We start from the raw sequence: 12348 nt of genomic DNA on the forward strand, positions 1-12348 counted from the left end.
TCAGTACGAGAGGACCGGGACGGACCAACCTCTGGTGTGCCAGTTGTTCCTCCAGGAGCATGGCTGGTTGGCCACGTTGGGAAGTGATAACCGCTGAAAGCATCTAAGCGGGAAGCACGCTTCAAGATGAGGATTCCCCAGCCCCGTGCTGGTAAGGCCCCCGGCAGACCACCGGGTTGATGGGTCGGACGTGGAAGCGCCGCGAGGCGTGGAGCTGACCGATCCCAAACGGCCGAGAGGCTTGCCACACGCACCCCGCCCCACGAAGAGGGGGTGGGCCCGTGACTGCTGGTGCTCGCGTCCACTGTGTTGTTCTGGACACACGAACAGGAAACCCCGGAACCCGACCCCCCAGAAAAGGAAGAGGGGGGGGGGAGGCCCGGGGGCCGTCAAGTGTCAGATGCTGTGCCGGTGGCCATGGCGGAAGGGAAACACCCGGTCCCATACCGAACCCGGAAGTTAAGCCTTCCAGCGCCGATGGTACTGCACGCGGGAGCGTGTGGGAGAGTAGGAGACCGCCGGACCACACACCATCCCCCGCAGGGGGCCGGGAACCCCACCAAGGGCCCCCCACCCCCTGCGGGGGGACAACCATTCAACAACCACACCAGCACACCAGACAACGGTACACCGGCACCAGACAACGGACACCCGGGTATGATACGAAAACCCACCACCACGCGGTCCCAGCCGAGGGCAGACGAGTTCTGACCGACGACGAAGAACCTGTTTTTAGACGGCGTGCGGGTCCTAGGCGTGGATGGGCACGTGTGACGCCATTCCGGACGGGACGGGTGGTGCGCGTCCGTGGTCACGACCCCGGAACGTTGAGGGCCCGGACCGGCATGTCTGCTGGACATGGCCGATGAGAAGTGCTTCAATGAAACAAAGCGCTCCAACGGGTCGGTATGTTTCGCCGACTTGATGGGTGAGAGGAGCGTATCATGCAATGCCCCAACTGCGGTAGCGGGAACTGTCAAGTGCAACTCGTTGAACAGGGACAGCAAACGAACAAGAAGGGCGTCGGTTTCGGCGGGCACATGAACAACGCCGCCAGGACGACCACCGCTGTAGCAACGTTCGGCATGTCCAACCTTCTCTGGAAAAAATCGAGAGGTACGAACAAGACCAAAACCGTGAACACGACCATGGGCATCTGCCAAGACTGCGGCAGCACATGGAGAATCAAGAAGGGCGGGTTCGGGGCCGCACCCGGAAGCATCTTCAAGTAAGAGGCTGTGACAGTAGGCGAGTTGGTGTGTGGGGATACCGGGGTCTTGACCGATGGCCGGCGGTGCCGCAGGTGCGGGTGCGGAGGGCTTCCGCGGGACGGTACCCGCCCGCCCGGTCCACGAGCCGTCAGAGTGACAGTCCACCACGCTGGTGGTCAGGATTCGTCGTTACCGATGCATCAAGAACGGGCAGGTGTGACGCCAGGCCCTGTCGAAGATTCCCGAACCGCCCAAGACAGGTGAGGACGTCCCCGCCGAAGCCGGTGACTCGGCGCTCCCGCAGGAACCCGACGCCCCACACCGAACCACCACCGGGCGCGCGCCGTGACGCTGCGCCGCAGGGGCTAGCCTGAGGGCCATGCACGTCGATGATGATCTCGAGCGCCGTCCCCTCGTCACCGTCGAGCCCGGCGAGCGGGTGATCCGCCGGCGCAGGGGCGCCAGGGTCATCGTCCTGGCAGACGACCGGGTGCTCCTGGAGCAGGACACCGACCCGGGCCTTCCCGGCGTGCACTGGTGGGTCACCCCCGGCGGTGGCCTGGACCCCGGTGAGAGCTTCGTCGCGGCCGGCGTGCGCGAACTGCGCGAGGAGACGGGCCTCGTCGTGACGGAGGCCGATCTCATCGGCCCCGTCGCCCGTCGCCTCACCCACCACGGCTACACCGACCAGGTGCTCGTGCAGACCGAGGAGTTCTTCGTCGTCCGCACCGAGCGCTTCACGGTGGACACCTCCGGTTACACCGACGAGGAGCGCCGGACGCTGCTCCACACGGCGTGGATGACCCGCGAGGAGGTCGCCGCCAGCACCGTCTGGCCCAGCCGGATCCTCGAGCTCTGGGACGCCGGGCGGGGCGACTTCCTCGACCTGGGCAGCGTCGAGGAGTCGACGATCCCGCTCACCGCCGAGCAGCGGGCCTTCCTCGGCCTGCGCTGAGGGACGGACATGCCGCGGCGGAGGCGCTCAGCGCCGGCCCTCCAGCGGCGCCTCCGCGGCGTCGATGATCCGGTAGGCGTAACCCTGCTCGGTGAGGAAGCGCTGGCGGTGCTGCGCGAAGTCGGCGTCCACCGTGTCCCGGGCCACGACCGTGCAGAAGTGCGCCGTGCCGTCCTGCGCGTCGCCTCGGCCGGCCATCCGAGGACGAGCAGCGCCTGCTTGAGACGATCGTCATGTCGCACCACTCCTCCACCGGAGGCCCCGCGCGGGGCCTCCGGAGCCGATCCCGTGCCGGCCGGCGAGGACCGTCCGCCCGCAGCCGCGCGCGGGCCCCAGGGGCCACCAGTACAGGGGCCAGTATCCGTCCCTCCGTCGAGCCCGTCCGCCGGACGTCCCGCGCGATCGGGGCATCCGTTCCCCCTCGTGCCGGCTGGCCCGCCCCTGCCGATGCCGACGGGTGCCTGTGAGGGCGGGCGCGAGCCGGGCGGTGCCGGGACGGTCATCGGGCGAGGGGGAGCCTCCGCGATCCGCCGCGCCTCCCGGACGTCTGCCCGTCGGGGGCGGACGGCGCGGCCCGCGGGCCGCCGGACGGGCTCAGGAGTGCGGCTGGGAGAGCTGGCGCGGCATGCAGCTGTTGAGCAGGTCGTCACCGGACAGCGTCGGGTAGAGCGTCGAGCAGACGGCCAGTCCGGCCTCGTAGCTGTCGATGCCGCCCGGGTCCGCGAGCGTCACCCAGGTGTCGGCGGGCAGGGCGACCTGGGTTCCGAAATCGGTGGCCTTGAGCAGCAGGATGTTGTGCAGGCCCTTGCTGCCCGCGTAGCTCGCGAGATCCTGGTAGTGCTGGTAGATGTCCGGGAGCCCGAAGCTGTGCGAGCCGTTCGCCGTCGTCTGCTGCGGGTCGTAGACGCCCTCGTACTTGCTGTCGAGCTGGAGCACCCAGCGTCCGTTGAGCACGAGGTTCTGCATGCTGCGACTGCGCGCGTCGTTCAGATTGTCGAGGGCCTGGGTGCGCTCGTCAACGGTGGGCGTGGGGGTCGGCGTGGGTGTCTGGCTCGCGGAGCTGGCCGGGACCGACGAGGGCGCCGCGTCGGAGGAGTCCCCGTGCCCCCGGACGATGCCGAGGACGACCGCGGCGACGAGCAGCGCGGCCAGGACGATGATGATCGCCGTCGTGATGTCGCCCCTGCGGCGGGTCGGCGGCGCCGGCTGCGGAGGACCCTGGAGGGGGCCGGGGCGGGGGACCTGCCGGGCGCCCGGGAAGCCGATCGCGCTCAGGCCGTTCGCGCCGCCGCCGGGCCAGGACGGGGCCCCGGCGCCGGTCCACTGGCCGGACGCCCCGGCCGCTGTGCCGGGGGCCCAGCCCGAGGTGGATCCCCAGCCGGAGGAGCCCGGGGCGGTTCCGCCGTCGAGCATCGTCGCGGCCCGCCCGGGGGCCAGGACGATGGCGTTCGGGACGTCGACCGGGACGGCCGGCGGAGGAGTCCGCAGCGGCTCGAGCACGGGCAGCACCAGCGTCTGGTCGCTCGCCTCGCGGAGCGCCTGCGCGGCCCGGGCGGCGCTGGCCGGCCGACGGAAGGGCTCCTTGCGGGTCAGCCAGACCAGGACGTCCCAGACACGGTCGTCCAGGCCGGCGGGACGACCGGGGTCGAGGCTCAGTTGGGCCTGCATCGCCGCGGCCGGGGCGCGGTCGGCGAAGGGCGTGACGCCGGTGACCAGCTCGTAGAGCATGATGCCGAGCGAGTAGAGATCGCTGGCCGGCGTCGGCGTCTGGTTCATGAGGAGCTCGGGGGCCATGTAGTGCGGCGTGCCGGCGACGAGCGTCGGGTTGACGGCGCCCGGTCCGGGTTCGGCGAGGCGCGAGACGCCGAAGTCCGTGATGCGGGGGACGAGCTCGCTACCGGTCTCGTCGACGAGCACATTGGCGGGCTTCATGTCGCGGTGGACGATGTGCTGCTCGTTGATGGCCTGCAGCCCGTCGGCCAGCTCGGCGCACACGAGGGCCGCGTCCGACTGGGTGAGGGTGCCCGAGGCCCTGAGGATCTGACGCAGGTCGCGGCCCTCGACGAGGTCCATGATGATCGCGAGGGTGTCGCCTTCGACGACCAGGTCGTGCACCCCCACGACGTTGGGATGGTGCACGCTCAGCAGCAGGTTCCGTTCGGAGACGAAGCGCTTGACCATCTCGGCGTTGTCGCTGATGCCCGGGCGCAGGATCTTCGCCGCGTGGAGGCGGCCCTGCGCGTCCTCGACCCGCCAGACCTCACCCATCGCGCCGTCGTTGATGTGGGAAACCAGCGTGTAGCGGCTGCCCAGGTGCTCGTCGGGGCTGTGCGTCGTCACGGTTCCTCTTCGTGTGGGTGGACTCTTCGCGCGGGCGGGCCGCCGGGAGCGGGTGCCCGCGGAGCGCGGACCTTGCAGGCGGGCGCCCTGCCGCGCCCCTGACATAGTACGGGTAGAGCGACTCGGGGATGACAGGGTGAAGGTCTGGATGACCACCAGGCGAAGGAGCGGCAGGGATGAGCGGACCCGCGACGCAGGTCGACGGGCCGGTCGCCGTCGTCGTCGCGGGGCCTGTCCGCCACCCGCTCGTCGCGGGCTCGACCATCAGAATCGGGCGCGACCCCGGCTGCGACATCGTCGTGAACAGCCCGCCCGCCTCCCGGCGGCACGTGCAGATCGGTGCGGACCGCTCCGGCGCGGTCACGATCCGCGATCTGGGCAGCGCCAACGGCAGCTTCGTCGACGGCCGGCGGCTCGACGAGTTCGTCGTCGGCGACGGCGCCGTGCTCACCCTCGGCGCCCCCGACGGTCCGGCCCTCACCGTCACGCGCACCGCCGGGGGCGCTCCGCGGTCCTCGATCACCCCGCTGGCCACCGCGCCGGCGCGACCGGAGCCGGGCACACCGGCGAGACCGTGCTCGTCGTCGCCGAACGGGCGGTGCAGGGCCGGACGATCACCATCGGCCGTGCCCCCTCGAACGCCATCGTCTTGGACGACCCGCTCGTCTCCCGGCACCATGCGCGCCTGACCGGCGGACCCCGGCAGGGCTACCGCATCGAGGACCTCTCCGGCCTCAACGGCGTCCGGATCAACGGCCGGCCCGCCCCCGGCGGCAGCGTCTTCCGCGACGGCGACCGGCTCGGCATCGGCCGCACCACGCTGGTCATCAGCGGGGGTCGCATCGTCGCCACCGAGCCCGCCCACACCGCGCTCAGCGCCGACGAGCTGAGCTTCGTCATCAAGGACCACGGGCAGCGCAAGACCCTGCTCGACCGGGTGAGCTTCCGGGTCCGGTCGGGATCGCTCGTGGTCGTCATCGGCCCGTCAGGCGCCGGTGAGTCGACGCTGCTGCGCGCCATCACCGGCTCCCGACCGGCCACGAGTGGCCGCGTCGTCTACCGCGGCATCGAGCTCTACGAGAACTTCGCCAGCCTGCGCCAGCGCATCGGCGTCGTCCCCCAGGACGATGTCGTGCACCGTCGGCTCACCGTCCGCAGGGCCCTGCGCTACGCGGCGCAGCTGCGCCTGCCGGCCGACTACGACGCGCAGGTCCGCGAGCACGAGGTCGACCGCGTCATCGGCGACCTCGGGCCGACCGAGAACGCCGACACGCTCATCAGCCGTATCTCGGGCGGCCAGCGCAAATGCGTCTCGGTGGCCCTCGAACCGCTCACCCGGCCCGAGCCGCTGCTGCTCGACGAGCCCACCTCGGGGCTCGACCCGGGCATGGACAAGTCCGTCATGGAGCTGCTGCGCACCCAGACCGACGGCGGGCGCGCGGTGCTCGTCGTCACCCGCAGCACCGACAACCTCGACCTGTGCGACGAGGTGCTCATCCTGGCGCCCGGCGGCCGGGCCGCCTACCTCGGCCCGCCCCGCCGGGGTGCTCGGCTACTGCCGGGGTGCTCGGCTACTTCGGCGCCGAGCGCTACGCGGAGGTCTTCCAGTCGCTGTCGGACACCCCGGACCGGCACGCCGAGCGCTACCGCCGACTCCACCCGGGCGCGCCCGCTCAGCCTCCCCCAGACGCCCGACATCGGCCGGCCCCCGCCGCAGCGGCGCGGCCGACGCGGGGCATCCCGCACGGGTGGGGGCCGAGGCTGGGGCCCGCCTGATCATCTCGACCAGGATCGGGGCAGGGGGCCGAGGACGGCGCGGGTGGCCGAGGTGAGGGCCGGCGGTTCGCCCCAGGCGGGTGCCAGCTCGGTCAGGCGCGTGACGGCGTCGGCGATCTCGTCGTCGCGGCCCGTCAGACCGGGGGAGTCGGCGAGCCCGGCGGTCGGCGTCTCGTCGCCGCCCTGACGGGCCGCCATCGTCCGGGCGACGCACAGGTCCAGGCGTCGAGGCCCTCGAGGGGCGCGCGAGGTCGAGGCGTGCGAGCAGACCCGTTCGGCGAGGTGGAGAGGGGGCGGGCAGGCCAGGTCGGGGCGCGCCCGCAGCAGGCGCTCGAGCGCCTGCTGCGGGGACCACTGGTGTCGTCCGCCGGCGAGCGGGGCCCGCTCACCAGGTCGGCCCCCTGCCGCCGGGGCCTCCGGGGTACGGCGGCAGGGGGCCCTGGGCGTTCGGCGGCACGGCGCCCCGGGGCGGCATCGTGCCCGGGGACGGCGCGACGGGCGCCACCGGCCCGGGCGCCGGTGCGGCCGGCCACTGCGGCTGCTGCGCGCCCGGTCCCTGCGGGGCGCTGCTCGTGCCGCCGGCCGCCCGCAGGGCCGCGGCCTGCTCCGGTGAGACGAGGCGTCCGCACCGCTTCAGGTCGGAGCGGGTGATCCACGGGCAGGCGAGCACCAGACCCAGGCAGAGCCAGCGCGCGAGCGAGTCGAACGTGTCCAGGAACGTGAGGCCGTCGGACAGCACGAGCCACACGGTGGAGGCCGCGAAGCCGAGCATGATGACGATGCCGATGAATCGCGCCATGCGGCTGCGCGAGCGGGTCGTCGACAGGATCCACGCCAGGATGAGCGCCGCGGCCGCGGCGGGCCGGATGATGAAACCGATGGCGAGGCAGACCAGTACGGCGATGCCGGTGCTGCGCAGCAGACTCCCCGCGGTGCACGGCACGGCCGATCCGTCGTCGGACAGGATGAGCAGGTGCGCGGAGCCCCTGGGCGGTGCGCCGTCCAGGGTTCCCCGGCCGCTCGGGGCCCCCTGGCCGGCAGCGGCGGTCCCGGGCCCCGCCGCCGTCGGCACGACGAGGCTGGAGGCGTCCGGCGGGGCGAACTCGGTGGTCGGGGACGACGACACCGGGTCGTCGGGGAACTCGAACGGGTCGTGCGGATCGTGCTCGCGCGACCGCGGGCCGGTGAGCATCGACGGGCTCTCGAAGGGCTCCCGGGGATCGCGCGGGGCCTGCTCGGCGGGGGCCAGTGACTCGAGGGCGGGCCCCGGCACGGCCGGGGGCCGGATCTCGTCGGGGTGGACGACGACGCCGCTCACCTCGACCCCGGGCTCGTGGGCGGGCTCCGTGAGCGGCTCGGCCTTCGGCTGCGCGAACGCGGCGGGCGCCTCACGGGGAGCACCGTCCAGCGTGAGAGTGTCGAAGATGCGTTGCCCTGCCATGCCAGCGATTCTACGGGCCCGCGACACGGCCGGGCCGGGACGCCCGCGCCGCCCCTCGGCCCGGGGCGGGGTGTGGGGGTTGCTCCTCTCGATAATCTTGAAGATGTCCCGCGCGCCCGCGCGAGCGCCGGGCGGCCACCGGGCCTGGCGTCCTGGAAGGAAGATGAGGTGAGGAGATGCCGAGCGGCAAGGTGCGTTTCTTCGACTCCGAGAAGGGCTTCGGGTTCATCACGAAGGATGACGGCGACGGCGAGGTCTACTTCCGCTCCAACGCCCTCCCGGCCGGCGTCACCGTCGTCAAGAGGGGCCAGCGCGTCGAGTTCGGCGTCATCGAGGGCCGCCGCGGGGAGCAGGCGCTGTCCATCGCGCTGATCGACCCGCCCCCGTCGCTGTCCAAGGCCTCCCGCCGCCGGCCCGAGGACTTGGCCGTCATGATGGAGGACCTCATCAAGCTGCTCGACGGCCTGTCGAACGGATACCGTCGCGGCCGCCATCCCAATCCGAGTCAGGCCACCAAGATCGCGACCATGCTGCGCGGGGTGGCGGACGAGCTGGAGAAGTAATGCCTGCTGCACGAACGACCGCCCCCAAGACCGACACGGTGCTCACCGCGGCCGTCGAGGTTGCGCACGCCGCCGCTGAGCGCCAGGCCGGCGACTTCGGCGTGGGGGAGTACCTCGGCTGCGAGCCCGAGGGCGAGCGCCTCCTCACCCACCACTTCGCGTGCCCCCACCACGGCTACCGCGGGTGGCGCTGGGCCGTCACGCTCACACGCGCCCCGCGGGCCCGCACGGCGACCGTCGACGAGGTCGTCCTCGTGCCCGGCGCCGACGCGCTCCTGGCCGCCGAGTGGGTGCCGTGGGCCGACCGCATCCGTCCCGGCGACGTCACCCCCGGCACCCTGCTGCCCACACCGGACAATGATCCCCGCCTCGAGCCGGGCTTCACCGGCGGCGAGATGACCGAGGACGACGACCCCGCCGAGTGGAGCGCCGTCCGCGCCATCGCCACCGACCTGGGCCTTGGTCGCGAACGCGTCCTCTCCCACGAGGGCCGCTCCCGGACCGCGGAGCGCTGGCTCGCGGGCGAGGCCGGCCCCGACAACGCCTCGACGCGGCACGCCCCCGGCCAGTGCGCCGAGTGCGCCTACTTCCAGCGCATCTCCGGCTCGCTCGGCACGCTCTTCGGGGTGTGCACCAACGAGCACTCCCCGCGCGACGCCGCGGTCGTGAGCGTCGACCACGGCTGCGGCGGCCACTCGAACGTCGTCGCCGACCAGCGCGGCGTCGACCTGCCCGAGCCCGTCTACGACACGATCGGCATCGACTGGGCGCTCTTCGACTGAACCACCGGTCGGCCGAACGCGCCGGTCGGCCGGACGAGCCGGGGCGGCGGCGTCCGCGGGCGCTCGCGGAGGCGGCCCCGGGACCCCCGTTACCATGGCGGCCATGACGTCGTTGTCCCCTGAGAAGACCCTGAAGAACCCCTCCGCCGTGGAGCGCTGGTTCCAGATCTCCGCGCGCGGCTCGTCCATCGGGCAGGAGCTGCGCGGCGGCATGGTGACCTTCTTCACCATGGCCTACATCCTCGCGCTCAACCCCGTGGTCATCGGCACCGCAGCCGACTCGAGGGGCAACCTGGTCTCGGGGGCCCCCAAGTACACCGACGCCGCGGCCGGCATCGTCGACCAGGCGGCGGTCAACCACTCGATGGCCATGGTCGCCGCCGCGACCGCGCTCGTCGCCGGCGTGAGCACCCTCCTCATGGGCGTCATCGGGCGGTTCCCGATCGGCCTGGCCACCGGCCTCGGCCTCAACGCCATGTGCGCCTACGTCATCGCCCCGAACTCCACCTGGCCGCGCACGATGGGCATGATCGTCATCGAGGGCATCATCATCACCCTGCTCGTGCTGACCGGTTTCCGGGAGGCGGTCTTCCGCGCCGTCCCGCGGGAGCTGCGCGTGGCCATCTCGGTGGGCATCGGCCTGTTCATCACCTTCGTCGGCCTCGTCGACGCCCACATCGTCACGCCCGGCTCGGGCACCCCGGTCCAGCTCGGCCTGGACGGCTCGCTCGGCACGACCCCGCAGCTCGTCTTCGTCATCGGCCTGCTCATCCTGCTGTTCCTGTACGTGCGCTCGACGCGCGGCGCCATGCTCATCGCCATCATCGCGACGGCCCTCATCGGCGTGCTCGTCCAAGCGGTCGCCAGGATCCCGGCGACCCTCGACGATGGCACCACCAATCCCGCGGGCTGGGCCCTCAACGTTCCGGCCTGGCCCGGCGTCTCCGCCTTCACCGTCCCCGACCTGGGGCTCCTCGGCCGCGTCGACCTGGTCGGCGCCTTCGCCGCCGCCGACGGACGGTTCACCCTCGCCAGCGTCCTGGGCGCCGTCATGATGATCTTCTCGCTGCTGCTCGCCGACTTCTTCGACACCCTCGGCACCGTCGTGGCCGTGGGCGCCGAGGGCGGCATCCTCGACGAGAGGGGCGAGCCCCCGCACCTGCGCGGCATCCTGCTCGCCGACTCCCTGGCCGCCCTGCTCGGCGGCCTGGGCTCCACCTCGTCCAGCACCTCCTACATCGAGTCCACCGCGGGCGTCGCGGAGGGTGCCCGCACCGGCGTCGCCTCGATCGTCACCGGCGTCCTCTTCCTGCTGGCGATCTTCCTGTCGCCGCTGACCAACATGGTGCCCTCCGAGGCCGTCGCGCCGGTGCTCGTGGTCGTCGGCTTCCTCATGATGCAGCAGGTCGGCGAGATCGACTGGCATCACCTGGTCGACGCGATCCCGGCCTTCATCACGATCGTGCTCATGCCCTTCAGCTACTCGATCTCGGTGGGCATCGGCGCCGGCTTCGTCGTCTTCATCGCGCTGAAGATCTTCCACGGAAAGGCCCGCCACGTCCACCCGCTCATGTGGGTGGTCGGCGCGCTGTTCGTCGTCTACTTCGCCTCGGACGTCATCAACAGGGCGATCTCGGGGGCCGCCTGAGCAGCCCTTCCGCGCCGCGGCTCGGGGCCCGGTCCGGGTCCGCCCCGGAGGGTCTGCGGGCTCCCGGCGCGTCCAGCGCATAAAGTTGCCGACGTGGACACGCAGGACAGCGCAGGAACCTCGGGCGCCCGTCGGGTGAGGACGGTCCTCGCGGGCGCGGTGCTCGCGGTCGGTCTGCTGGCGCCGGTCCCCGCGGCGGCCCAGCCCGTACCGGCCCAGCCGACGCCCCACGCCACGGCGACCGCCACCGCGACGGGCACGACCGCGCAGCAGGCCTCCACGACGCCCCAGCAGGCCGGCAGGACGGCCGAGTCCACCGTGTCGAGCGGCTCGCTCAGCCGCAAGAAGACGGTCGCCGCCCTCGTCCTCGGCTTCGTCGTCGCGCTCGCCGCGGCCGTCCTCGTCTACCGTCGCTCGGCCCGGGACAACCGCCTGGGCTGACCGCGTCCGGGCGGGCCGGTCTCAGTCGACGATGCGCTCGAGCACCCAGTCGATGCAGCCGAGGAGTCGGCTCACGTCGTCGGGATCGACGGAGGCGAAGACCCCGACGCGCATCTGGTCGGTGCCCAGCGCCCGGTAGGGCTCGATGTCGAGGATGCCGTTGGCGCGCAGCGTGCGGCACAGCAGCGGCGCGTCGACCGTCCCGTCGAAGACGACGGTCACGACGACGGGGGAGCGCAGCGCCGGATCGGCGACGAACGGGCGGGCGCACGGGCAGGCCTGTGCCCACTCGTAGATGCGCCGCGAGGAGTCGGCGGTGCGCGCGGTGACGAAGCCCATGCCGCCGTGCTCGAGCATCCAGCCGAGCTGCTCGTCGAGCAGGATCAGCGTGGCCAGGGCCGGCGTGTTGAGCGTCTGGTCCTTCGCCGCGTTCGCGGCGGCCAGCGTCAGGTTGAGCGTGTCGGGCACCCAGCGGCCGTCATGGCCCGCGGTGAGTCGGGCCGAGCGCTCCAGCGCCGCCGGGGAGCAGAAGGACAACCACAGGCCGCCGTCGGAGCCGAGGTTCTTCTGCGGCGAGAAGTACAGGGCGTCCGCCTGGGTCAGGTCCGCGTCGATGCCGCCGGCCGCGCTCGTCGCATCGATGAGCACGAGGGCGTCGTCGGCGGCGCCGGCCGGACGCCCGACGGGCATGGCCACGCCGGTGGAGGTCTCGTTCTGGGCCCAGGCGTAGACGTCGATCCCGTCCTCGACGGCCGGGAGGCAGCCCTGGCCGAAGGGGGCCTCGGTGACGAGGGGCGGTCTCAACCACGGCGTGCGCGAGGCCGCGGAGGCGAACTTCCTGCTGAAGGAGCCGTACGAGGCGTGCGAGGAGCGGCGCTCGATGAGGCTCACGCAGGCCAGGTCCCAGAAACTCGTCGCGCCGCCGTTGCCGAGGATCACCTGGTAGCCGTCGGGCATCCGGTAGAGCTCGGCGAGGCGCTCACGGATCCGGGCCACGACACCGCGCACGCCCGGCCTTCGGTGGGACGTGCCCATCAACGGGCTGGACGCCAGGGCGGCGAGGGCCTCGGGGCGCACCTTGGCCGGGCCGGAGCCGAAACGGCCGTCCTCGGGAAGAAGCTCGGCGGGAATCACGAGTTCGCTCACCCCCCCGATTCTTCCACCTCGCCCGCGGAGCGCCGGGCCGGTCCC

General features: G+C 72.4%; 11 protein-coding genes, 2 rRNA genes and 1 pseudogene. 10 read left to right on the plus strand and 4 right to left on the minus strand.

Features of this window, described 5'->3' with window-relative positions; all coding sequences use genetic code 11:
• From K336_RS0109450 to K336_RS0109465, 4 genes are all read left to right on the plus strand, one after another.
• Window positions 1-249: ribosomal RNA gene (locus tag K336_RS0109450) — 23S ribosomal RNA — on the plus strand; the annotation flags it as partial.
• 158 nt (window positions 250-407) lie between these two features.
• A 5S ribosomal RNA gene (gene rrf / locus K336_RS0109455) occupies window positions 408-524 on the plus strand.
• Between the two features lie 456 nt (window positions 525-980).
• Complete coding sequence (locus K336_RS18630; protein WP_162142593.1) at window positions 981-1232, plus strand: hypothetical protein; 252 nt, start codon at window positions 981-983, stop codon at window positions 1230-1232.
• A 358-nt stretch (window positions 1233-1590) separates the two neighbouring features.
• Window positions 1591-2166 (plus strand): NUDIX hydrolase, encoded by a 576-nt coding sequence (locus K336_RS0109465; protein WP_028706894.1) that lies wholly within the window; start codon window positions 1591-1593, stop codon window positions 2164-2166.
• Window positions 2167-2193: 27 nt separating this feature from the next.
• Here K336_RS0109465 and K336_RS17805 read toward each other — a convergent pair.
• Together K336_RS17805 and K336_RS17100 are read right to left on the minus strand one after the other, a co-directional pair.
• Window positions 2194-2340 (minus strand): annotated as a pseudogene (locus K336_RS17805) (hypothetical protein); the annotation flags it as partial.
• Window positions 2341-2760: 420 nt separating this feature from the next.
• Complete coding sequence (locus K336_RS17100; protein WP_051245600.1) at window positions 2761-4506, minus strand: serine/threonine-protein kinase; 1746 nt, start codon at window positions 4504-4506, stop codon at window positions 2761-2763.
• 176 nt (window positions 4507-4682) lie between these two features.
• Between K336_RS17100 and K336_RS17105 the strand changes: the two genes are divergently transcribed.
• Window positions 4683-5195 carry an FHA domain-containing protein gene (locus tag K336_RS17105; RefSeq protein ID WP_051245602.1) on the plus strand — a complete coding sequence of 171 codons (513 nt, stop codon included), beginning with the start codon at window positions 4683-4685 and terminating at the stop codon, window positions 5193-5195.
• On the plus strand, window positions 5081-6469 hold the full coding sequence (locus K336_RS15740; protein ID WP_081660742.1) for an ATP-binding cassette domain-containing protein: 1389 nt from the start codon (window positions 5081-5083) through the stop codon (window positions 6467-6469). Before K336_RS17105 ends, K336_RS15740 begins: the two co-directional genes overlap by 115 nt.
• 198 nt (window positions 6470-6667) lie before the next feature.
• Here the strand turns inward: K336_RS15740 and K336_RS0109490 are convergent, their stop codons facing one another.
• The gene (locus K336_RS0109490; RefSeq protein WP_028706896.1) at window positions 6668-7723 is read right to left on the minus strand and encodes a hypothetical protein; all 1056 of its coding nucleotides are present in this window, start codon (window positions 7721-7723) and stop codon (window positions 6668-6670) included.
• Between the two features lie 176 nt (window positions 7724-7899).
• Between K336_RS0109490 and K336_RS0109495 the strand changes: the two genes are divergently transcribed.
• The 4 genes from K336_RS0109495 to K336_RS0109510 all read left to right on the plus strand — a co-directional run bounded on the left by K336_RS0109495 (window position 7900) and on the right by K336_RS0109510 (window position 11157).
• Window positions 7900-8286 (plus strand): cold-shock protein, encoded by a 387-nt coding sequence (locus K336_RS0109495; RefSeq protein WP_028706897.1) that lies wholly within the window; start codon window positions 7900-7902, stop codon window positions 8284-8286.
• Window positions 8286-9068 (plus strand): DUF3027 domain-containing protein, encoded by a 783-nt coding sequence (locus K336_RS0109500; RefSeq protein WP_028706898.1) that lies wholly within the window; start codon window positions 8286-8288, stop codon window positions 9066-9068. Before K336_RS0109495 ends, K336_RS0109500 begins: the two co-directional genes overlap by 1 nt.
• Window positions 9069-9297: 229 nt before the next feature.
• Window positions 9298-10716 carry an NCS2 family permease gene (locus tag K336_RS0109505; protein ID WP_081660749.1) on the plus strand — a complete coding sequence of 473 codons (1419 nt, stop codon included), beginning with the start codon at window positions 9298-9300 and terminating at the stop codon, window positions 10714-10716.
• 93 nt (window positions 10717-10809) lie between these two features.
• Window positions 10810-11157 (plus strand): hypothetical protein, encoded by a 348-nt coding sequence (locus K336_RS0109510; protein WP_021798783.1) that lies wholly within the window; start codon window positions 10810-10812, stop codon window positions 11155-11157.
• Window positions 11158-11178: 21 nt separating this feature from the next.
• Here K336_RS0109510 and serC read toward each other — a convergent pair whose 3' ends face one another.
• Window positions 11179-12303, minus strand: a complete 1125-nt coding sequence (gene serC, locus K336_RS0109515) for a phosphoserine transaminase (RefSeq protein ID WP_021798786.1) — start codon at window positions 12301-12303, stop codon at window positions 11179-11181.
• Window positions 12304-12348 lie beyond the last annotated feature (45 nt).

Source organism: Propionibacterium acidifaciens DSM 21887 (genome assembly GCF_000426605.1).
GTDB lineage: Bacteria > Actinomycetota > Actinomycetes > Propionibacteriales > Propionibacteriaceae > Propionibacterium > Propionibacterium acidifaciens.